At 36.8% G+C, this 23,079-nt stretch carries 23 protein-coding genes; 4 read left to right on the forward strand and 19 right to left on the reverse strand.

From position 1 onward, the window contains the following. Positions 1 to 3 precede the first annotated feature (3 nt). From A2J09_RS11420 to A2J09_RS23750, 5 genes are all read right to left on the reverse strand, one after another. Positions 4 to 477, reverse strand: coding sequence for a hypothetical protein (locus tag A2J09_RS11420; RefSeq protein ID WP_051563285.1), 474 nt, complete (start codon positions 475 to 477; stop codon positions 4 to 6). Beyond that, positions 452 to 1,384 carry a rolling circle replication-associated protein gene (locus tag A2J09_RS11425; RefSeq protein WP_012295313.1) on the reverse strand — a complete coding sequence of 311 codons (933 nt, stop codon included), beginning with the start codon at positions 1,382 to 1,384 and terminating at the stop codon, positions 452 to 454. Before A2J09_RS11425 ends, A2J09_RS11420 begins: the two co-directional genes overlap by 26 nt. 287 nt (positions 1,385 to 1,671) lie before the next feature. Next, positions 1,672 to 2,022 (reverse strand): hypothetical protein, encoded by a 351-nt coding sequence (locus tag A2J09_RS11430; protein WP_012295314.1) that lies wholly within the window; start codon positions 2,020 to 2,022, stop codon positions 1,672 to 1,674. Beyond that, positions 2,016 to 2,189: a hypothetical protein gene (locus A2J09_RS23745; protein WP_012295315.1), complete on the reverse strand. Its 174-nt coding sequence runs from the start codon at positions 2,187 to 2,189 to the stop codon at positions 2,016 to 2,018. The genes A2J09_RS11430 and A2J09_RS23745 overlap by 7 nt, the downstream gene beginning before the upstream one ends. A gap of 254 nt (positions 2,190 to 2,443) precedes the next feature. Then, positions 2,444 to 2,599, reverse strand: coding sequence for a hypothetical protein (locus tag A2J09_RS23750; protein ID WP_155726286.1), 156 nt, complete (start codon positions 2,597 to 2,599; stop codon positions 2,444 to 2,446). 186 nt (positions 2,600 to 2,785) lie between these two features. Between A2J09_RS23750 and A2J09_RS11435 the strand changes: the two genes are divergently transcribed. Next, the gene (locus A2J09_RS11435) at positions 2,786 to 3,151 is read left to right on the forward strand and encodes a helix-turn-helix domain-containing protein (protein ID WP_051563287.1); all 366 of its coding nucleotides are present in this window, start codon (positions 2,786 to 2,788) and stop codon (positions 3,149 to 3,151) included. Positions 3,152 to 3,196: 45 nt separating this feature from the next. After that, positions 3,197 to 3,559 carry a helix-turn-helix domain-containing protein gene (locus A2J09_RS11440; RefSeq protein ID WP_036162189.1) on the forward strand — a complete coding sequence of 121 codons (363 nt, stop codon included), beginning with the start codon at positions 3,197 to 3,199 and terminating at the stop codon, positions 3,557 to 3,559. A 7-nt stretch (positions 3,560 to 3,566) separates the two neighbouring features. Here A2J09_RS11440 and A2J09_RS11445 read toward each other — a convergent pair whose 3' ends face one another. Then, complete coding sequence (locus tag A2J09_RS11445) at positions 3,567 to 3,746, reverse strand: hypothetical protein (protein WP_036162191.1); 180 nt, start codon at positions 3,744 to 3,746, stop codon at positions 3,567 to 3,569. Positions 3,747 to 4,229: 483 nt separating this feature from the next. Between A2J09_RS11445 and A2J09_RS11450 the strand changes: the two genes are divergently transcribed. Together A2J09_RS11450 and mtaB are read left to right on the forward strand one after the other, a co-directional pair. Beyond that, the gene (locus A2J09_RS11450) at positions 4,230 to 6,149 is read left to right on the forward strand and encodes a recombinase family protein (RefSeq protein WP_375142649.1); all 1,920 of its coding nucleotides are present in this window, start codon (positions 4,230 to 4,232) and stop codon (positions 6,147 to 6,149) included. 203 nt (positions 6,150 to 6,352) lie between these two features. Then, complete coding sequence (gene mtaB / locus A2J09_RS11455; protein ID WP_036162193.1) at positions 6,353 to 7,702, forward strand: tRNA (N(6)-L-threonylcarbamoyladenosine(37)-C(2))-methylthiotransferase MtaB; 1,350 nt, start codon at positions 6,353 to 6,355, stop codon at positions 7,700 to 7,702. 81 nt (positions 7,703 to 7,783) lie between these two features. Here mtaB and A2J09_RS11460 read toward each other — a convergent pair whose 3' ends face one another. The 13 genes from A2J09_RS11460 to A2J09_RS11520 form a co-directional block, all read right to left on the reverse strand. Then, positions 7,784 to 8,551 (reverse strand): CsxC family protein, encoded by a 768-nt coding sequence (locus A2J09_RS11460; protein ID WP_012295322.1) that lies wholly within the window; start codon positions 8,549 to 8,551, stop codon positions 7,784 to 7,786. 122 nt (positions 8,552 to 8,673) lie between these two features. Next, a complete protein-coding gene (locus tag A2J09_RS11465; protein ID WP_012295323.1) occupies positions 8,674 to 10,065 on the reverse strand; it encodes a BC_2427 family protein in 1,392 nt (463 codons plus the stop codon). 264 nt (positions 10,066 to 10,329) lie between these two features. Continuing rightward, positions 10,330 to 11,130 (reverse strand): CsxC family protein, encoded by an 801-nt coding sequence (locus A2J09_RS11470; protein ID WP_012295324.1) that lies wholly within the window; start codon positions 11,128 to 11,130, stop codon positions 10,330 to 10,332. Positions 11,131 to 11,381: 251 nt separating this feature from the next. Beyond that, on the reverse strand, positions 11,382 to 12,119 hold the full coding sequence (locus tag A2J09_RS11475) for a 16S rRNA (uracil(1498)-N(3))-methyltransferase (protein ID WP_012295325.1): 738 nt from the start codon (positions 12,117 to 12,119) through the stop codon (positions 11,382 to 11,384). 80 nt (positions 12,120 to 12,199) lie between these two features. After that, entirely contained in the window at positions 12,200 to 13,141 is a 942-nt protein-coding gene (gene prmA, locus A2J09_RS11480; protein WP_031417048.1) for a 50S ribosomal protein L11 methyltransferase, read from the reverse strand. A gap of 21 nt (positions 13,142 to 13,162) precedes the next feature. After that, positions 13,163 to 14,281, reverse strand: coding sequence for a molecular chaperone DnaJ (gene dnaJ / locus A2J09_RS11485; RefSeq protein ID WP_012295326.1), 1,119 nt, complete (start codon positions 14,279 to 14,281; stop codon positions 13,163 to 13,165). A gap of 235 nt (positions 14,282 to 14,516) precedes the next feature. Further along, positions 14,517 to 16,352: a molecular chaperone DnaK gene (gene dnaK, locus A2J09_RS11490; protein WP_012295327.1), complete on the reverse strand. Its 1,836-nt coding sequence runs from the start codon at positions 16,350 to 16,352 to the stop codon at positions 14,517 to 14,519. A 75-nt stretch (positions 16,353 to 16,427) separates the two neighbouring features. Continuing rightward, complete coding sequence (gene grpE / locus A2J09_RS11495) at positions 16,428 to 17,000, reverse strand: nucleotide exchange factor GrpE (RefSeq protein WP_036162196.1); 573 nt, start codon at positions 16,998 to 17,000, stop codon at positions 16,428 to 16,430. Between the two features lie 17 nt (positions 17,001 to 17,017). Beyond that, positions 17,018 to 18,046, reverse strand: a complete 1,029-nt coding sequence (gene hrcA, locus A2J09_RS11500; protein WP_031417050.1) for a heat-inducible transcriptional repressor HrcA — start codon at positions 18,044 to 18,046, stop codon at positions 17,018 to 17,020. Between the two features lie 89 nt (positions 18,047 to 18,135). After that, positions 18,136 to 19,281, reverse strand: coding sequence for a radical SAM family heme chaperone HemW (gene hemW, locus A2J09_RS11505; protein ID WP_012295330.1), 1,146 nt, complete (start codon positions 19,279 to 19,281; stop codon positions 18,136 to 18,138). A gap of 300 nt (positions 19,282 to 19,581) precedes the next feature. Next, the gene (gene chrA / locus A2J09_RS11510) at positions 19,582 to 20,778 is read right to left on the reverse strand and encodes a chromate efflux transporter (protein WP_012295331.1); all 1,197 of its coding nucleotides are present in this window, start codon (positions 20,776 to 20,778) and stop codon (positions 19,582 to 19,584) included. Positions 20,779 to 20,830: 52 nt separating this feature from the next. Continuing rightward, positions 20,831 to 21,691, reverse strand: coding sequence for a DUF4179 domain-containing protein (locus A2J09_RS11515; protein ID WP_231112962.1), 861 nt, complete (start codon positions 21,689 to 21,691; stop codon positions 20,831 to 20,833). Positions 21,692 to 21,793: 102 nt separating this feature from the next. Further along, positions 21,794 to 22,996: a DHH family phosphoesterase gene (locus tag A2J09_RS11520; protein WP_012295333.1), complete on the reverse strand. Its 1,203-nt coding sequence runs from the start codon at positions 22,994 to 22,996 to the stop codon at positions 21,794 to 21,796. Between the last annotated feature and the right edge of the window lie 83 nt (positions 22,997 to 23,079).

The following is a 23,079-nucleotide window of genomic DNA, read 5'->3' on the forward strand; positions in this document are numbered from 1 at the left end:
CCCTTATAAAAATTCATCCAGTGATGCTTCAAACCGCTGTGCAGGTCTTGAAGTAGCAACTGATTCTTTTGGTGTATGATTTGAAGTACTTTTATCAGTTGCCACGCTACCTGTTGGTTTAATACCAAAGTATTTAAGTACAATGTGAAAACCTTGCTCACTTGTTAATACTCCACAATTATTCACTTGCACCTTTTGAGCTTCATTACGCACTTCCTTCATACTGCCAATAATTGTTTTACCTTCAGCCAAAAACTTTTCAGCAGAAGATGGATTGTCCTCCAAAAAATCCATTAGAAAATTCCCCACTGCCGCTACGTATGGATTCACTCTTTCCACTCTAAGTTCTGCACTTAATTTCGCCATCGCTTGTTCAACCATTTTTAACTCCTCCTGTTCCTTCTTCTGGTAATCCGCTTCAAAAATATTCATTTGCCCTTCCTGAATCATTTCAATGTGATGATCCTTCTTCTCCATCCTTATCTCCTCCGCTATTTACTTTTCTTTTGACAGACCTATCAATCCGCTTCATTTGCACATATAAATATGCACCACTTACGTAATCAGAAAATGACACATTCATTTGTTTGAATTGATAATTTTTATACATTTTTTCAAAGATTTCTTGCGCTCCAATTTCTTCTGTTGCAATTTTAGCAGCGCGTCTACGAGTTAATTTCGTGTCTGATACCGTCACTTTAGTATGCTTATCTAAATTGCGCGAAGGTGTATATCCTTTTCTTGTCTTTTCTCCCTTTTCTTTAACTAGGTACTCCCCTAGCTTTTTAAAACCTAAATCATCATCTACTAAACGTTCTGATCTAGCTCGCCCACTATTCCATAGTTCTTCGGCTACTTCTCTATCTGGAAAGTTTGTGACCATATGATGATGCGCTCGGACTTTTTGGCCGTTTCGTGTATGTTCTGTTGTGTATAAATATTTCAATTCAAAATCTGCATACTTCTCCTGTTTCTTCAGCCAATACTTCATACGCTTTATTAGATTTGACATATCTTTTTTGGCTTGCTCATAGTCTTTAGGTACATGCTTGTCCGAATACGTGTATGTCATGTATAAATCGTGAAATGGCCGAAAATTTGTATTCAGTAATCTCACTACATGTTTTTGTCTGTTTTTTTCATTTAACTTTTCTTGTGCCTTACTACTGTTTTTATCCGTTTTTACACGTTTCTTTTGAGGTATCTCCCAATACGGGTATGCCTCCACCTCTAAAACTGATCCACACCAAATACTTTTCACACGGTATCCCGCAATAGCCCTATCTAGTAAGCTATCTTCATGCATTTTTGTTAATTCTGTCTCAACAAATGCATCTTCATATGCTGCTAAAACATGTTTGACCTTATGCTGTTTATTCTTCATGGCTACTCTCTCCCGATGTATTAGTAATCTAGTATCCTTGTTATTTTTTGGATTTCGTCATAAATCTAATATCCATTACAAGGACGCTAATTGACTGTTTGCCATGAAAGTTGCTATACTAGCAGTAAGGTGTTTGGCAATAGTCAAATAAAGCCGTACCCTTCATAAGTACGGCAAAGGTTTTAAGTTTACTAACTATGTCCAGTAGTTAGTAATTGAAATCAGTTAATTTACAGGTTTTACATGCTGTTTAATCGCTCCAACGATTAAGCAGTTTTTTTATGCCTTTAATTAGGTTTTGCATCATAGCTCACCACATCTGCCGATTTACCTTGTTTGCGTAAATGACTAGCAATCTCAAACATTTTATTTCTTCGATGTGTTATAACCTGCATTTCTAACCGTTGGATATACTCAACTCTTTTTGTCAGAGCATTGATCCGTTCCTTTGCTAAATCAAAGTGGCCTTTGTGAAAATGGTAATTAATAGCTGTCATCAAGTCCTTACAGCAAGCATTTTCTTTTGCTAACTCCAGCTCCAGAACTTCAAATCCACCTATTATTTTCTTATTCACAAAATCCACAAACACTAGATTTTTCAATGCATGTCCATAAGCATGTTGTAATTGTTCTAACATTCTTGTCCCTCCAATACTTTCTTTGGCGGAACAGGTGAAACCATACATCCTATATTTAAAGGTTTCATATTTTTAATCGCTTCTTTCAACTGTTCCTCACTGTAAATTCCGTATTTTTCTAATGCCTTTTTGATTTTTTCTAGTCGAGTGTTCTCTATAACTTTCATTTTTTACCTCCTGAAAATGATTTGACGTTGCTACCGTCTTATAAGCTATAAATTCTATTTATTTACACCGTCATTGGCTCGGTATAACAGCGCATTAATTTTTATGTATGATGAATCACATCAAGCAGCTTGTAAAAAATGATAAAGACTACTAATTAAGCTTTCTTTTACAAGCTGTTTGACATGAGCGAGTTATGTACTCGCAAATGCCTTTTGCTTTTGTACATTTTTTCAATAGATTGCCCTCTAGGAAACTACGAAACTTTATCTGGTTTTTTTAAACTATGTTCTAGCATCATTCCTGTCATGACACCTTCTGTCATGGTTAACTGATTTTCATTCAGTTGGAGCATTAGTTGAAACACACGTTTCATTGCCTCTTCTTTTTTGCTATCTTTTATTTTTTTCATATAAATCTCTCCTTTCTTAATCTTCTTCATCATTTTAGAAGATTCACCAAACATTTCTGTGTCTATAAACACAATATAACATCTATATTTTTGTTTGTAAACACAAAATATTTTAAAAGTGTGCTTGTTGACACAAACATAATAAGGTAAACTAGTCTCAATGGTTAGAATGAAAGGGGTGTTAAAATGATTAGTGAAAGAATTAAAATAGTAAGGAAGTATACCAAACTTTCACAAGAGGATTTCGGTAGTAGACTCTCAGTTACCAGAAATGTTATAGCTTCTTACGAGTTAGCTAGAGTTGAACCAACAGAGCTTTTTATTAAGCATTTATGTAGAGAATTTAATGTAAATGAAGAGTGGCTTCGTTCAGGTGAAGGGATTATGTTTTTAGAACCTACAGTTGACGACCAATTTGCAGAGATACTTGCGGAAGCTACCTTAAATGGAAATGAAAAAATTAAAGAACTGATTATTATGGCAAATAAATTAAACGAGAACCAATTACAAGCTTTTTTAAGATTTTTGGAAACCATGGTTGAAGAAAAATAGCAGAGTTTTATAGATTACTGAGGCTAAAATCTAGGAGAAAATTAATTGAATCAGAGAATTAGAGAACTAAGGACATCTCTTAATTTAAACCAAGAGGTATTTGGTAAAAGGTTAGGAATAACTAAAACCGCTGTTAGTAAAATGGAATTAAATACTTATAGTATTACTGAAACCATGTATAAATTGATCTGCATCGAATTCAATGTAAATGAAGAATGGCTTCGTTCTGGAAAAGGTGATATGTTTTATCAAAAATCATATGAAGATGAGTTACATGAATCGTTAGGAAATTTATTAGTAACTGGTACTGAACAAACATTGAATATACTTAAAGAAATCTCAAAATTAGAAGATCATGAATCCGAACTAATTCTCCAATTATTAAAAACTATTAATAAAAACAAATAAAAGCAACTCAATCGTGAGTTGCTTTTTTTACAAACTTATCTGATAAATTATTTAATAGCCCTAATGCTTTTTCATTGTCAATTTGTAATACCTTTTCGATGATGTCAGAATGTTCCTTCATTTTATTCCCCTGATAATTCTCTGTCATTATTATAAATCTTTGTCGTAACTCATCTTTTACCGGCATACAATCACCTCTATTGTTATTTTGCTTAATTCCTACCACTTATGTACAACAGTCATTTTCTCTCTATGCTTTTTAACCACCTTTTACTTCATTATACAAGAACATACGTTCTTATCCAATCATAAATTATGTATCTAAAAACATTCAATAATGACAATATTCGACATTATTGGATTAATAATATTTTATATCCAAATACCTAAAATTCCTAATCCTTTTGTACGACTACCTTCGACATATGAAGAAATATTTTCCTCAATATACATTTCCTCCGTTTAAGATATACTGATTCATGTCGTATTTTGTAGTTTTTTGACACAATGTAATTACTGTCATTTTTCCTCTTTTTCAAAGATTTTCTATTTTTTAATATAAATAAGGATTTAACCACAATACTATTGAAATCTTGTTCATTCCATGATTAATATACTATATGAAAGAGCTTACTAGTTTTCTTGCTCTTGTCTTTAAATGAAAGGAGCTATGTCATTGAAAAAGGCAGCATTATATGTACGGGTAAGTACATTGCATCAAATTGATAAAGACTCTTTACCCTTCCAGCGACAAGAGTTAGAGAATTATGCTAAATACGCTTTGAATATTGAAGAAGTGGTAATTTTCGAAGATGCAGGATATTCAGCAAAAAATACTGATCGTCCCAAATATCAAGAAATGATGAAGCGTATAAGAAGTGGAGAATTTACACACTTACTCGTATGGAAGATTGATAGAATATCACGGAACCTCAAAGATTTTTCGGAAATGTATGAGGAATTGAAAGATTGCAAAGTTACTTTCGTTTCAAAAAACGAACAATTTGATACATCAACAGCAATGGGCGAAGCTATGTTAAAAATCATCCTCGTTTTTGCTGAATTAGAAAGGAAACTGACTGCTGAACGCGTATTTTCAATTATGTTATCGCGTGCCGAAAAAGGACTGTGGAATGGAGCAACAGTCCCCTTTGGATATGTATGGTCAGAGGAAGAAAAGTTTCCAGTTATTGATCCTGATGAATCAAAAATTATTCAATATATATATAATTCATACGAATCATTACGGTCCACATTAAAAGTTGCATACCGTTTGCACGAGGAAAAAATAGCTACAAAACGTAATGGTCAGTGGACAGCCAAGACTGTCCGCGACATTTTACGCAACCCTTTCTATATCGGTACATACCGCTATAACATGCGGGAAAGTGGAGGTAGCAGAAGGCTTAAAAACAAAGAAGAATGGGTTGTAGTTGAAAATAACCACCCTGGCATTATTGAAAAGGAACAATTCGAGCGCGTAAACAAATTGCTATCTGACAATTATAGAGGATTAACTGATGTCCAACGTGCAGATATTCATAAACATATTTTTTCTAAGATGTTGTATTGCGGAAAATGTAACTCACTACTTACCGCTGGATTAGATGCAGCTCGTAAAGATGGCTATCGTCCCTCTCGTTATACATGCGTTACATCAGGCGGTGCAAAACGATGCAGCAATTACGTTAGTGACATAATTATTGGACCATTTATTTTTAACTATGTCTCTAACTTAATTAGACTACAAGAACGCATAACACCTAAACACTCTTTACGAGACATGGAAAGAGCCCTACTACGTGGTAATTCTTTTATTGATGTAGTTGGTGTCGATAATGAATCTTTGAAAGAAACCCACTTCGCCCTAACTGGAAATATGTCTGGACAAGAATACTCGCTCAATACTAAAGATGAGATTGAAATACCTAATATTGAAATTGAACGTTTGCAAAGAGAAAAAACTAAATTTGTAAGAGCACTCAAACGCTTAGAGGATTTATACTATTTCGGTGAAGAAGAAGATGCTATTAGCCAAAAGGAATATATTTTTAAGAAACGTGATCTTCAAGAACGATTAGAAGAACTTGATGATGAAATCAATATATTGAAACAAAAAAACGATGATAAAACCAGCGATGTATTCATCGACTACGCTCAACACTTTTTAATAACTAAAGAAATGCAGCAAGCCCGACAAGTTGATTACCGCGAATTATCCAAAATAGTAGGTCGAGAAGCCTTATCAGATTTTATGCAAACGATCATTGATAATATTGTTGTTATTGATAAACGTGTCCAATCCATTACTTTTAAAAATGGTATTACCCATACATTTGCGTATAAATCACTTTTGCAAAGCAAATCTTCTGCACCAACTAAAAAACAATACAAAAATTACGAAGGTCCTGTAATAGAATATCTCAAAGAAAACGGACCCGCTTCACGTTCGGATTTGCAAAAGGCTACTAACATAACTCGTGATGGTATCTTCACTTTACTAAGTGAACTAATTGAACGTGAGATTATTGTAAAGACAGGACAATCTACAGCTACACGTTATCATTATAACGATAAACAGAATAATTAGATTGATTATATAAATAGCAATGAGAAGGACAGAATAATAAATTCTGTCCTTCTTTTTTGTTGTTTTTTAATCTTCGGGACGAGTTTAAAGGTTCTTTAATGTATTGATTTTAAACAGTTTATGTTATCATAATTCAAGTATCGAATATACTCAAAAGCTATTTAGCACAGGTACAAAGTGCAATTGAAAGGATGAATTAAATCATGAGTTACGAGCTTACGAAAACCGTATCTCTATATACGTTAGGTTGTAAAGTGAACCACTACGAAACAGAAGCCATTTGGCAACTATTTAAAGATGAAGGCTATGATCGCACTGAATTTGATCAGCAGGCGGATGTTTATGTCATTAATACATGTACAGTTACTAACACTGGGGATAAGAAGTCACGTCAGGTGATTCGTCGAGCAATCCGCCAAAACCCAGATGCAGTTATATGTGTAACAGGCTGCTATGCACAAACTTCGCCAGCAGAAATTATGGCGATTCCTGGAGTCGATATTGTTGTTGGTACGCAGGACCGTACAAAATTACTTGGTTATATTGACCAATATCGTGCTGAGCGTCAGCCAATAAATGCTGTACGTAATATTATGAAAAATCGTGTGTATGAGGAGTTAGATGTACCTGCATTTACAGACCGCACACGTGCTTCCTTAAAAATACAAGAGGGCTGTAATAACTTCTGTACGTTTTGTATTATTCCGTGGGCACGCGGCTTAATGCGTTCTCGCGATCCACAAGAAGTATTACATCAAGCACAGCAATTAGTAGATGCAGGCTATCTTGAAATAGTCCTGACAGGTATTCATACTGGTGGCTATGGACAAGATTTAAAGGATTATAACCTTGCCCAATTATTACGTGATTTAGAAGCCAATGTTACAGGATTAAAGCGTCTCCGTATTTCGTCCATTGAAGCTAGCCAATTGACTGATGAAGTCATTGACGTATTACGTGAATCTAAAATTGTCGTAAATCACTTACACATTCCTATTCAATCTGGATCGGATACTGTGTTAAAACGTATGCGTCGTAAATATACTATGGAATTTTTCGGCGAACGTTTAACAAAATTACATGAGGCTTTACCTGATTTAGCTGTCACGTCTGATGTAATTGTCGGTTTCCCTGGTGAGACTGAAGAAGAATTTATGGATACGTACAACTTTATTCGTGATCATAAATTCTCCGAATTACATGTTTTCCCATTCTCTCCACGTACAGGAACTCCTGCTGCACGTATGGAGGATCAAATTGATGAAGACATTAAAAATGAGCGTGTACACCGACTCATCTCACTAAATGATCAGCTAGCTAAAGAGTATGCTTCTCGCTTTGAAGATCAGGTGTTAGAAGTTATTCCCGAAGAATTTGTTCATGATGGTAGTGAAGAGGAAGGCCTTTTAACGGGCTATACAGATAATTACTTAAAAGTAGTGTTTGAGGGTCCTGAAAGTCTCATCGGACAGCTTGTAAAGGTGAAAATTACACAAGCAGGCTACCCACATTCACAAGGACAATTTGTACGTGTTTTAGAGACAGTTAAATAATGAACAATAAATGGGTTGCCTGGAATATGGGCAACCCCTTTTATTGGTTTATTTGTCTTTATCATTTTTAACTAGCAATGATCAAGGGCTAGTAGGAGGTGTGAGTCCGAATAGTACTGGTGTTATAACACTACTTCCTACGCCTAAACGGATTTGTTGAACTTGCAATACTTTCACAGTTAATTCTAATACAATTTTTTCACGCAATGTGCTAAACGTACATTCTGGCGCAGCCATAATTGGTGAAAAATCAAGCTCAAAGAAGTTCGCTGCTACTAATTCCCCAAATGGTTGTTCATTGTATTTCACAAGATTTTGGAAGAAAGCCTTATCTAGACGAGCATCCATTTGAGTAGCTTCATTCAGGAAATTCGCTTCTGCAAACTCAGAAATTCCTAAAATGGGTGTTGAGCCTCCAATTATTTGTGGGAAAGTAAGATCTGTAAAACCAGAAAATGGGACGTCAGCAATTCTATCTCGAAGTGCTCCATTACATGCTGATGAAGCATATTCGATATTTTTACGAATATGTCCTGCTACAAATAATTTAGCTCTTGTTACTCTAAAGAAGTCTGTACCATCAATACGCGCAAAGCTAACTGGTACTAGCTTCACTTGATTTAGGAATACATTTTTTTTCACTCTTTTGATTTCAGTTGCTGCCGGAGTAAGTGTAATATCTGACTCTACAACGATTTGCAATGTTGGTTCTGCCAGCACAACTGGAACTTTTATAGTGGGTGCCAAAACCGGTGTAGTAATGACTGGTGTAATTTCATTTGTTAATGGTATTTGCTCCGTTGATGCTACAGGACAAGGTAGATTTTGATTTTCAAATTGTTCACTCAAAAAAATTTCCTCTTTTCATTTTTAGTATTAGAGAGCTCTCCTATCGCTAGAATATGTAGCAATTAAATCTATACATGGACGTATATATTAGAAAACGAACTTTTATACTGAATGAAATTCTTTTATTGTCCAGAGTACAGACTGTCATATAGAACCCGAATTTTTTGTACTTGTATCATATGAATCGTTAAATCTAATACTATATTTTGACATAATTGATTGGCATAAGTTGTTGAGGCATTTTGTGTATCTAAAGCTGTATATTCAATACTCTGCTGTATATAGCCTTCTATCAATAATTTTCCATATTTCGCTGTACATGTTCCATTTCCAAATGATTGGGATAAACGAATAGGTATAAATCTACAATTGGTGAGTACTACTTCATTCGAGATCTCTTTCACCCCTACAATCCCTTTTTCAAATGCCATAATCTCTTCTAGACATATTTCAATTTTATATTCCCCAACTATAACAGGTACTCGAATATGTATTAAATCAGATTCGTTTAAGGTGGCTTCCCCTTTTTTAATTGATGGTGAATGATGTAAGGGAGTGACCACTGATTGAAAGGATTGATGCTGCCCATTATTTTTATCATTCTTATCAGTTTGCATGATTGAAATCAATTGATTGATGTCTGAACGAACTAAACGACATTCAGGATGTTCAGGGTAATCTGTTGTCGTTTGGATAAGCTTTGTTTCAAGCTGTGGAGTTAAGGGATCTTTTACGTTTAGAAATTCAAATGTAGTATTTTGAACATGTTCGCCATAAATAGGAGCATGGAGAAAATCATGAATTTCTACATACGTAGAAAACAAGCATTTTTGGGTGATGGAGTATATCTCCCCATCCAACGATTTAGAAGTAGGATTGTTTTTCTCCGAATTCCCTGTCCTCTCAAAATGCCATTTATGTTCAACTGTGGATTCAACATCTGAGTGAATTGCTAAATCTTGTTTTTCCACTTGGGATTCATCACGGTCAGAAGGAAATTCATCAATGTCCTCAACCGTCGTTTCTGTAGGTTCGGGTACAATCTCTGTTACAATCGATTCCTCTACAGTCCCCTCTTTCATGTCTGGGGAGGGTTCGATTTCTCCCTCAATGGTTGAAATGGATAGGTCTTCATTGGCATCTGATAGGTCTGTTAAAGCTATTTCCTTATCAAGGTGCTGTTCACTATTTTGAAATTCCTCTTTAGGTATTGCTAAGTCTAGATCGGATAGTACATGGTCCTCCAAAGGATTCTCATTGCTACAAAGCTGGAGCTTGTTATCTACCTCAACAAACGTTTCTACGGAACTAGGTATGTCCTGATTGGAGGCTACAGGATCTGGTGATTCCTCTCCAAGCCTAATCTCATCTTTTATATCCCTAAGCAGCGTATTGCTTTCTTCTTGATTAGCTGGAGATTCATCATCTATTGTTTGATACGCCCAATCAGAGTATTTATTTAGCTTAGTGGATACTTCTCTCATTTCTCTAAAGTTAATCCATGGAGTATTCATTTATTCACTCCTAAACAATATTAAGTACATTTACAACACTATGAACAACGTTATTAATGTAAAGATTACCATTCTCATTACAATTTATAGTATGCTTGATTTTCCCTTTTGTCACAGTATCCTCGGGGTCATATGTTTATGGCTTTATTCCTTTTTTAGATGTAAAAGGCAGTTAAAAGTTCGAGTACATCCGAACTTTCAACTGCCAGCTAAAATAATGAATTTTTATTAGTGCCCTGTTATGACTCTATTCAATATTTGAGATTAACAAAATTCTGAAGGAGGCGTAGGATTAACTATTGGTGAAGCTGGTGGTGTAAGTCCTGGAAGAACAGGCGTTACTACGCTACTTCCAGCTCCCAAACGAATTTGTTGAACTTGTAATACTTTCACAGTTAATTCTAATACGATTTTTTCACGTAATGTGCTGAAAGTACCTTCTGGCGCTGCCATAATTGGTGAAAAATCAAGCTCAAAGAAGTTCGCTGCTACTAATTCCCCAAATGGTTGTTCATTGTATTTCACAAGATTTTGGAAGAAAGCCTTATCTAGACGAGCATCCATTTGAGTAGCTTCATTCAGGAAGTTCGCTTCCGCAAACTCGGAAATTCCTAAAATGGGTGTTGAGCCTCCAATCGTTTGTGGGAAAGTAAGATCTGTAAATCCTGAAAACGGAACATCTGCAATTCTATCTCGAAGTGCCCCATTACATGCTGCTGCAGCATATTCGATATTTTTACGAATATGTCCTGCTACAAATAATTTAGCTCTTGTTACTCTAAAGAAGTCTGTGCCAGCAATTCGTGCAAAGCTAACTGGTACTAGCTTCACTTGATTTAGAAAGACATGTTTTTTGACTCTTTTGATTTCAGTTGCTGCCGGAGTAAGTGTAATATCTGACTCTACAACGATTTGTAAAGTTGGCTCTGCCAGTACAACTGGAATTTTAATAGTTGGCGCTGTTACTGGAGTAGCAACCAGTGGCGTAAAATCATTCGTCAATGGAATTTGTTCTGTTGATGTTACTGGACAAGGTTGAATCTGACTATCAAATTGTTCACTCAAAAAAATTACCTCTTTTCAATTTATAGTTTTAGTGAGCTCTCCTATCGCTAGAATATGTAGCAATAAAAACTATATATGGACATTGAACTTGTTCTCTTACATATTTTATTTGGAATTTTTGCGCCTAAATTTTTTATGAATTTGATTCCACTCCTTTTACCGTAGTGGGAAACCCATAAAAAAACCACCTAAATTAATATTAGGTGGCCTTCTTATTGCTCCTCATGAAAGAATTTATATATGACTCAGTATTATTCAAATTCATATGAGATGGCAGACAACGCATACAGTGGTGCTGTTTCTGCTCGTAAAATTCTTGGTCCTAAAGACATGGTTTGAGCACCTGCTTGTAACAAGGCCTCTGCCTCTTTACGAGAAATGCCACCCTCTGGACCAAATATAATAAGGATTGATGTTAATTTTTTCTCATGCACAAGTTTAAGCTTGTCCGCAAATCTGGTGCGTTTCTCAGCCTTTGCATCCTCTTCGTCTGCAATAAAAACGGCATCAAATTGGTCTATATCTTGTAACAATTGTTTAAATGTAACAGGTTCATACACCGCTGGAATATGTGTACGATGGGCTTGTTCAGCCGCCTCTTTTGCAATTTTTTGCAATCTTTCTTGCTTTTTAGCCCCTTTTTTCTTGTCCCATTTCACAATTGAGCGTTCAGCTTCGAATGGCAGTAAGGCAAACATGCCAAGCTCTGTCGCTTTTTGTGTAATCAGCTCTAGCTTATCACCCTTTGGTAAGCCACAAGCTACTGTTATTTGAATAGGTAGCTCAGAAGAAGGGATTGTTTCGCCCGTAGCGTCAATCGCTACCTCATCACCTTCAAAGCCTGTAATCTTACAAATATGAGCAATATTTTGTGCAACAACAATGATCTGATCGCCTTGTTTCATGCGCATCACTCGTTCAATATGCCGTGCATCTTCTCCGCTAATACGTGCATTCTCTATGGCTGTTTCAATAAAATAACGTTGCATGCTCCACAGTCCTTTCTAGCAAGAAATAAAGCACCAAATCACCAGCACATGGCTTACGATTTGGCGCTTCCTCCGTCAAGTTATAGTGGACGACGGGCAATGATCGCTACCCAATCTTCCATTAATAATACTTCTTCAATCATAAAGCCTGAAGCCTCAAGAGCTACTTTAACATCATCGCGTTTGGCACCGATAATGCCTGAAGTGACATATAATCCACCTGGTTTCACAATGGTAAATGCATCGTCAGTGAAGGACATAATAATTTCTGCCAAAATATTTGCGACAACCACATCTGCTGGTTCTTTAACAGTGTCTAATAAATTTCCATGGAAAACAGCTACTTTGTCTTCTACTTTATTTAAGGCAACATTTTCTTGTGCTGAGCGAACTGCTACCTCATCTAAATCAAGGGCATGCACATTTTTAGCCCCAAGTAATGCCGCTCCAATAGACAATACGCCAGACCCTGTTCCAATATCAACAACTGTATCCCCTTCTTTAATGACCTTTTCAAGTCCTTGTAGACACATGACTGTAGTTGGGTGTGTTCCTGTACCAAATGCCATCCCTGGATCTAATTCTATAATTAATTCATCTGTAGAAACAGGCGTATATTGCTCCCATGTAGGGACAATGGTAAAGCGTTCAGAAATTTTAACTGGATGGTAGTATTGCTTCCATGCAGTTGCCCAATCCTCTTCGTTGACCTCAACAATGGATACTACATTTTCACCGATATCAATGTTAAAGTTCGTTAGATTCGTAATAGCTGCTTTAATCTCCTCGACCGTTTCATTTAAGAAACTAGACTCTGATAAATAAGCTTTAACAATGACGCCATCCTTCGGGAAATCCTCTTCATTTAGTGCATAAATTTCACCATATTGATCTTCACGGGGCTTCGCAAACTCTGCAGAATCTTCAATAACAACACCACTTGCTCCTGCTTCATGCAAAATATTCGAAATTGCTTCTACCGCTTCATTTTTTGTATGAATGGATAATTCTGACCACTTCACGTAGCTCTTCAGCTCCTCTAATTATTCACCTTGGAATTTTTTCTTAATTTTATCGAATAGTGAACTTCCTTGCTCTTCAGGGATATCGCCACTAATTTCTGCAAATTCTCGTAATAATTGCTTTTGTTTTTCCGTTAACTTCTCTGGTGTCATCACCTTCACGGTAACATACTGGTTGCCCATGCCATAGCCATGAACATTTTTTACACCTTTGTCTTTTAATCGGAATTGAGCTCCTGACTGTGTTCCGGCTGGAATGCGTAGTTTTACTTTACCGTGAACAGTTGGTACTTCAATTTCATCTCCAAGTGCAGCTTGCGGGAATGTCAATTTCAACTCGAAATAAATATCATCCCCATCACGTTCGAAATCATTATGACCTTGAACACGGAACATAATATATAAATCCCCTGCTGGTCCACCGTTTATACCTGGCTCACCTTGACCAGATACACGAATTTGTTGACCATCATCGACACCAGCTGGAATTGACACTTTAATTTTTTTGCGTTTTTGAACTTTTCCTTCTCCACGACAAGTTGAACATTTTTCTTTAATGATCTTCCCTGTACCATGACAAGTTGTACAAGAACGACGGTTCATCATACGACCAAATGGTGTATCCACTGCTTGGTTGATTTGGCCAGCGCCATTACATGTCGAACATGTTTCAGGTTGCGTACCAGGCTTTGCTCCTGAGCCATGACAAGTCTCGCAAGTTTCATCTTTAGGAATTTCAATTTCTGTTTCTTTCCCAAAAATAGCTTCTTCAAATTTAATATTCATGCGATATTGCAGGTCGTCACCTTTGCGTGGCGCATTTGGGTCCTGACGACGTCCACCTCCGCCAAAGAATGAACTGAAAATATCCTCGAAGCCGCCAAAGCCGCCGCCTCCAAAGCCACCACCAAAGCCAGCATTTGGGTCCTCATGACCAAATTGGTCGTAGCGTGCTTTTTTCTGATCATCACTTAATACTTCATATGCTTCAGCGATTTCTTTGAATTTTTCATCTGCACCCGGCTCTTTATTAAGGTCAGGGTGATATTGCTTTGATAATTTACGGTATGCTTTTTTGATTTCATCTTTTGTTGCCGATTTTGTTAGGCCAAGCACCTCGTAATAATCGCGTTTCTCCATGATTCACACTCCGCTCTGTTTGCATAAAATCTATTGTAACATGCAGTCGATAAAACTGCCTTATTTTTTCGAGTAATCGCTCTATAAATTTGAGGTTTTTACTACTTCCTAGCAGTGTTAACGTATGCAAGTATTCCTTAATTGGTACCTTTACTAGTTCCATAACCTTACTTCATGACAAAAGCCAAAGCCGCAAGCGGTCTTTGGCTTTTTCACTTTACTGTGCTTTTAATTCTTATTTATCGTCTTTTACTTCTTCGAAATCAGCGTCTACAACACCATCATCTTTTTTACCAGCACCAGCGTCTGCTTCTCCGCCTTGTGCTGCTTGAGCAGCTGCTGCCGCTTGTTCATAAACTTTCATAACTAATGGCTGTAAAACACCTTCTAATTTTTCTTTAGCTGCTTTAATGCCTTCTAATTCGCCAGCTTCAAGTGCCTTTTTCAATTCATCACGAGCATCTTCTACAGATTTTTTCTCGTCTTCTGTAATTTGTTCACCTAGGTCAGTAATTGTTTTATCCACTTGGAATACTAATTGGTCAGCTTCGTTGCGAAGATCTGCCTCTTCTTTACGTTTAGCATCTGCATCAGCATTAGCCTCTGCGTCTTTTACCATACGTTCAATTTCTGCCTCTGATAAACCTGAATCAGATTGAATTACAATTGTTTGTTCTTTGTTTGTACCTAGGTCTTTCGCTTTTACCGATACGATACCATTTTTATCAATATCGAAAGTTACTTCGATTTGAGGTACACCACGTGGTGCTGGTGGAATATCAGCTAATTGGAAGCGACCTAATGTTTTGTTGTCTGCCGCCATTGAGCGTTCACCTTGAAGTACGTGAATATCTACTGCTGGTTGGTTGTCAGCCGCTGTAGAGAATACTTGTGATTTAGAAGTTGGGATTGTCGTGTTACGGTCAATTAATTTTGTGAACACGCCACCCATTGTTTCAATACCAAGTGAAAGTGGTGTTACGTCAAGTAATACAACGTCTTTCACATCACCTGTTAATACGCCACCTTGTACTGCAGCACCCATTGCTACAACCTCGTCTGGGTTTACACCACGGTGAGGTTCTTTGTTAGTTTCTTTACGTACTGCTTCTTGTACTGCAGGAATACGAGTAGAACCACCAACTAAAATAACTTGATCAATTTCAGAAGTTGAAAGACCTGCATCAGATAATGCTTGTCGTACTGGACCAACTGTACGATTTACTAATGGTAATGTAATTTCATCAAATTTTGCACGAGTTAAAGAGATTTCTAAGTGTAAAGGACCTGCTTCACCAGCAGTAATGAACGGTAAAGAGATTTGAGTGGATGTTACACCAGATAAATCTTTTTTCGCTTTTTCAGCAGCATCTTTTAAACGTTGCATCGCCATTTTATCTTTTGATAAATCAATGCCATTTTCTTTTTTGAATTCTGCTACTAGATATTCGATAATCGCGTCATCGAAATCATCCCCACCTAGTTTGTTATCACCAGCTGTTGCTAATACTTCAAAGACACCATCACCTAACTCAAGGATCGATACGTCAAACGTACCACCACCAAGGTCAAATACTAACACTTTTTGATCTTGATCTTGTTTATCTAAGCCATAAGCTAGCGCTGCAGCCGTTGGTTCATTGATGATACGCTCTACTTCTAGACCAGCGATTTTACCAGCATCTTTTGTTGCTTGGCGCTGTGCATCGTTAAAGTAAGCAGGAACTGTAATTACTGCTTTCGTCACTTTTTCACCTAGGTAATCTTCTGCATAACCCTTTAAATATTGAAGAATCATAGCTGATACTTCTTGTGGAGTGTAATCTTTGTCTTCCACCGTCACTTTTTCAGCTGTACCCATTTTTGATTTAATAGAAATGATTGTGTTTGGGTTTGTTACTGATTGACGTTTTGCTACTTCACCAACTTGACGTTCGCCATTTTTAAATGCAACAACAGATGGTGTAGTACGATTACCTTCTGGATTTGGAATTACTTTTGGTTCGCCACCTTCAAGTACAGAAACGCAAGAGTTTGTTGTTCCTAAGTCAATACCAATAATTTTGCTCATTAAAATTTCCTCCTATTAATTCGACGCACGGGATGCGTTTTTTCACTAATTTTAATTGACTAAATAGTGCTAAGACTATTCGTTCACAGATACCATTGTTGGGCGTAACACACGATCTTTTAAGATATATCCTTTTTGTAGCTCGCGTAAGACTACACCCGTTTCTTTTTCACTATCCTGTTCCTGCATAACAGCTTGGTGGATATTTGGATCAAATTGCTCGCCTTCTGCTTTTATCACTTGCAGGCCTTCTTTTTCTGTAGCTTCTAGCAATGAGCGATACACCATTTCAATTCCTTTAATAATAGATGCAGTTTCTTCAGAAGTTGTCTCCACCTGTAATGCACGCTCAAAATTATCAAGGACTGGCAATAAATCAGATAATAAGCTTTGCGCTCGGTACTTTTCAGCAGCCTCACGATCTAGTTGTTGACGACGACGCATATTATCGAAATCTGCACGTAGGCGTAAATGTCGGTTTTCCTCGTCATCTAGCTTTGCTTGTAATTCAGCAAGCTTCGCCTCATATTGCTCTTCCACTGATAATTCAATTTCCTCTTGAACCTCTGAACGTTCTACTTCCTCTGTTGCCGTTTCTGCTTGTACATCCCCTTGTACTAAATCTTTGTTTTCAGTTGTTTCCGTCACTTGAATCCTCCTCATTATCATTCACTACGATTCTTCGTAAATGCTTGTGTTAAGTCCAAGCGTATTACGTCTAATAATGCCACCACACGCTTATAATCCATGCGTGTTGGACCAATAATAGCAATGGCCCCCTGTTGATCATCACCAATAGAATAAGTAGTGGTAATGACACTGCAATTTTCCATTTCTAGCTGTTTATTTTCTGAGCCTATTCGAATATGAATTCCTGATTCATTTGGATGGAATAGTGACTGCACTTGGCTGGTCGTTTCCATTAAGTCCAATATCATACGGACTTTATTTAAATCATGAAACTCAGGTTGGTTAAACATATTCGTTTTACCACCATAGAAAATTTTACTTTCTGAATTATGCATTGTCGCTGTTACGAGTGCGTGGATAAAATCATCCGCTGATTGTACATGTTGCTGTAATACTGCCAACACTTCAGCTTCAAGGCTTTTATGGAGCTCTTCTAATGACACACCTATTAAGCGATCATTCAAGATATTGACCATTTTTTCTAAATCCGAAGCGGTAAAATCAGGTGGTAAATTAAATAAGCGATTTTCAACATGTCCATTATTCGTCACGATAATCGCTACTGCTGTATCACTAGACAGTGGTACAATCGAAAATCTTTTGACACGATGTCTTTGAACATCAGGCCCTAATAGTATGGAAGTATAAGATGTCAGCTCTGATAGAATATTGGCTGACTTTCGGATAATATGCTCTACTTCTACAAGTCGATCATTGAAAATCGATTGGATCTGTTGAATGTCTCTCGAATTAATACCTTGAGGACTCAACAAATGATCTACATAAAATCTGTAACCCTTTTCCGAAGGCACTCGACCAGAGGAAGTGTGTGTTTTTTCTAAATAGCCTAATTCCTCTAAATCCGCCATTTCATTTCGAATTGTGGCTGGACTAAATGTAATCCCTTGTTTTTTGGAGATTTGGCGAGAACCTACCGGCTGTGCAGATAAAATAAAGTCATCTATAATTACTTGCAAAATCTGTAACTGCCGATTTGTTAGCATGATTATCACCTCTGTTAGCACTCAACCAAGAGGAGTGCTAATACTATTATTAAATTATCAAATCCCACAATTTATGTCAACGATATCGCTCATTCTTCTAGCAAAAATTGTTGAAATACTTCATTCCCCACAAAACGTCCTTTTCTTGTGAGTCGAACACCTATATCATCATGTTCTAAAAGTCCTTTTGATACTAGCTCTTTCAGAACAGAATCATAATGAGCTACGATTGGTGTTTTCAACTTTTCTTCATATATTCTGTGCTTAACTCCATCTGTTTTACGCAGTCCTAAAAACATTTGTTCTTCTCTTTTTTCAGCCTGCGATACCTCATGCTCATGGACAATTGGAAGCTCCCCCGCCAAAACAGTTTCCATATATTTTTTTAATGGTCCATGATTGGAGTAGCGTACACCTGCTAGATATCCATGAGCACCAGCACCAAAGCCAGCATATTCGTCATTATCCCAGTAAATCTTGTTATGTTCTGAATGATAACCAGGCTTCGCAAAATTACTAATTTCGTATTGTTGGAGACCATGCAATTCCATTTGCTGCATTAAAACATCGTACATATCTGCTTCTAAATCTTCTGTTGGTAAAAGGAGCTTTCCTTTTGCGTACTGATTATAAAAAATCGTTTTTGGCTCCACAATAAGGGAATACGCAGAAAAATGAGGCAAATCAAGGACCAATGCTTTTTCTAATGAGTCCTTCCATTGGGCCATCGTTTGTCCTGGCAATCCATACATTAAATCAATACTAATATTTTGGAAGCCGATTTTTTTAGCTAAAGCTGTTGTTTTATACACATGCTCATTACTATGTGTGCGTCCGATTTTTTGTAACAGTTCTTGATTGAAGGATTGCACGCCCATGCTTAGTCGGTTGACACCGCCATCAAACAAAACTTGCAATTTCTCCGCAGACAATTCATCTGGATTAGCCTCTGATGTAAATTCTGTCACACTATTCATTGGAATATACGTATGAATTAATGTTAGAAGTTTGTCCAATTGCTGTGGTGATAATGCTGTGGGTGTTCCCCCACCTAAGAAAATTGTTTCGATATGACGAAAGCCTTCGGGATTTTTTTGCGTTGCAAGCGCCATTTCCTTTCCAAGAGCTTCTATATATTCATCCACTGGTTGATTTTTAAAGTAAAATTTATTGAAATCACAATAATTACAGATTTGATGACAGAAAGGAATATGAATGTAAACACCTCGTGCCATAGCTATCCCTTCTTTCTCGTTAAGTCTTTTCCATTTCTACATTATAACGAATCAATAGAAGGAACGCTATGAAACCATCTAGTGGGTTTACACAAATATTTTCCCCCATTATTTTTTTACAAACTAAAAACTAGTAGCCAAAGATATTCCTCTAGCCTACTAGTGAACAAATGATTCTATGATGTTATAAAAATACCTACAGTAACAATTGCTGCTTTAATGGAGAAATGCGAAAAAGAAGCAAAAAAATTAGCTAATTTCCTAAGTAAAGCATGAATCGAGCACTAGAAAAAATGTAATTCATGAATAACAAACGATTCCGACTACTATGCCTAAAAGCACCAATAAATAAGGTTGCATTTTCCATCGAATTAACCCCCATAAAAAGACCGCGACAAAGATAATATCTAAACCGTTTTGAATAGTCTGTGTCACAATCGGATGGATAAAGGCGGCGGTCAAAATACCAACAACTGCCGCATTGGCTCCTGCCATTGCCCCCTTCAGTCGGGTATGACGACTTAAGCTGAACCAAAAAGGAAGGGCGCCTATTACTAACAAAAATGCCGGCAGAAAAATTGCCAAAGTGGCTATCATTGCTCCTGGTACACCTGCAATAGCCATGCCGATATAAGCTGCAAATGTAAATAAAGGCCCTGGAACTGCCTGTGTCATACCGTAGCCTGCTAAAAAGTCTGCTGTACTCATTTGTCCACTTTGAACAAACTGTGTCTCTAATAAAGGTAAGACCACATGGCCCCCACCAAATACCAATGCACCTGCTAGATAAAACTTCTCAAACATTGTTACCCATTCATCATTCCATAAAGCACTTATCATCGGTAAGCCAAAGAGCAGTATTAAAAAAAAGCTTAATAAAACAATACCCGTGGATTTAGAAATAGGTACTTGAATCACTAAAGGGGCATCTTCTTTACTTTTTTTTATTTGTTGAAAACCGATACAAGCAGCTAGTACTATCGCTGCTATTTGTGCCAACGGATGGATCCATACTAGCACGATGATGAGCGCCATTATAGCCATTAACCAATGTAATTTTGTTGACAGTAATTTTTTGCTCATATCAAATATTGCATTTGCCACAATCGCAACAGCCACTAACTTCAAGCCATGAATCCAATCCATTTTTATTTCTGTATACATGGAAAAATAGGCAAATACCATCAATAACAACACAGAAGGTAGCGTAAAGCCCAAAAAGGAGAGTACACTTCCTAATAAACCACCCCTTAATAAGCCAATTCCCATACCTACCTGACTAGATGCAGGTCCTGGTAAAAATTGACTCAATATGACAAGCTGGCTATAATCCTGGGCTGATAGCCATTTACGCTTTTGCACATATTCTTGTTGAAAATAACCTAAATGAGCTGTTGGTCCCCCAAACGAGGTACAGCCTAATTTTAATGAAACATAAAAAATCTCCCATAGCGTTCGCAAACTCTCCACTACTTTCCATAGCTTTTTATCCATCATACATGGAAAATAGATTTTTTCAGATTAAGAGTTTGTAAATTTTCATTCATTGCTAATCTTTTTTTATTTTAATGGTGGTATCAAGTTTACTGCCATCCTTATCGACAGGGGTTAACGTATAATTTTTCTCAGATAAGTATAGTCCATCCACACGGCTTCCCCATTTTGTTCCTTCTTTATTTAAAGGATAGGGTGTTTCAAAAGTCCATGATTGCCCTCCTTTAGATTGAATTTTAAAGTGTAAAGCATCGTTGACAATACTCTTCTCCGTAGAAAAATAAATTGTAGTTGAGATAGGTGTGGAAACAACACGATCAATCATTAATTCCTGCTGATCAATATGTTTTACTTTTTTTTCGATTGAAAAAATGTGTCGATCTTCTTGTAATTGCTCTTGTGATGCCTCTACTTGAAATTCCCACGGCTTTTCAATGCGTGTTTCTACATTCCAATCTTTATAACGAATGTCCAATTCCACATGTTCATCTGTCGGGAAATCATCCATTTTGATGCTATTGTAGATGGTATAAACATTTGCAGATTTGGCAATAGACTGCCCTCCATTACGAACCATATAATCCTTACCATTCACAAGTATTTGAGGAAAGAAAAACACCTGATGATCTGGCTTAAACTCTTTGGTTGGTTTGAAGGTTGCATTCAGTAAAATTTGATTGTCATCCATGATTACTTCATTTAATGTTAAACGCCCTAAACTATTGTTAGCTGTTTCCCCTACCTCTGTTTTATAAGCTTCAAAATCCACCCCCCTATCCCGCAGCCAATACAGCAAAGAGGAACTACTAACTACTAAGACTAATAAGAATACAACAACAATTCTCCACTTTTTGCGTCCTCGATTTTCCTTATTTAAATCTACAACTCGAAAGATATCATCGGACAACAAGTACACCTCTTTTTTTTAAATAGTTATGTTTTATTGTAGTTAGTAAAGAGTCATTATATAACCTGAATAGAAAGCATAGTTGGACAAATTCAATATGTATAAAAGGAATCATTCAATCCCTTTTTTTAGTTGACGCACCTTATTTACTTCTTCCATTAAATAGTCCACGAATAGATCATCTCTTACTAGCCAAGCCTGGTAAAATCGCTTTACATACCATTCGGCATCCTCAAAGCTCCTATAGGTTTGCTCAAGTCGATTTTTATTTATTTCAATGATCCAATTCATTTCATTATTTGAATAAAGAAGAAAGAATTCATCATGGCGATTTTTATAGAGGGTTCCAAAGGTGGCGCCCTTAAGGTTATAGCGATTTCTTTTTGCGTCCTCAGGAATTGGCTCTAGGTGGAATGTTTCTAACACAAATTGCTTATATGCCTCCACTGTTAATGAGCACCCTGCTGCTTTTTGATGCCCTCCTCCACCAAACAAGGTTGCGATGGAAGCCACATTAATATGATCATGTATCGTACGGAAGGAAACTCTTTTACTTCCCATATTAATCATTGCAATATAATCAAGATGTATATTTTCTTTTCCTAATTCATTGCCAAGCTCAGAATGATAGGATTCTGCATAAACCACTCCACCATAGAAGTCACCTAAATTAGTTTGTATAAGCTCACGTTTTTTTCGGCGAATATAACGTTCTATTTTCTCCTCTTCCATGCTTAAAATTTTCTTTTCGAATTCATCAAAGTCGAAATGAGACTGACTTTTTAAACGATCCAGCATTTTTTCTTCGAATTCCTCTATAGACACTAAAAAAAAGAGTGCATTCAATCGTTGAGCCTGATAATTTCCATTCTTTTCCCATTCCCATGTATCATATTGTCTCACTAACTCTACAAACTCTGTAAGAACATCTGTTTTTTCTAACAGTCCATGCATGACAAGATATTGATAAAATAATGATGTGGCAGACGTTAAAAGGCCATGCTCATCTTCCATTATAACCTTACCCCACTCGTACTGATTGAGGTGGAGGGCTGTTTGATGATGGTCTAAAAGCTGCACGTTCCCAGTAGCCTGAAAGTAATCATCAATTCTTTTTTCGTTCCCCTCATTCGGAGAAAGATCTGTAATAAATAAAAAAGTTTTTGACTGTTCATGGTCCAAAAAGAACTCAATCTCGCGGTCAAGTGCCGTAACAGAGTTATACCGTATTTTCACCTGATCGCTAAACGCTAGCTTAGCTAGAATCCCACAACCTACACCATCTAAATCGTTATGTGATAGTAATTTATACATATCTTCACCTCCGATATAGTATGGTTACTTTTTTGTTATTCAAACAAAAAATGTCATTGAAAAAGAATACGTGATGACATACA

It is taken from the genome of Lysinibacillus sphaericus (genome assembly GCF_001629735.1).
GTDB lineage: Bacteria > Bacillota > Bacilli > Bacillales_A > Planococcaceae > Lysinibacillus > Lysinibacillus pinottii.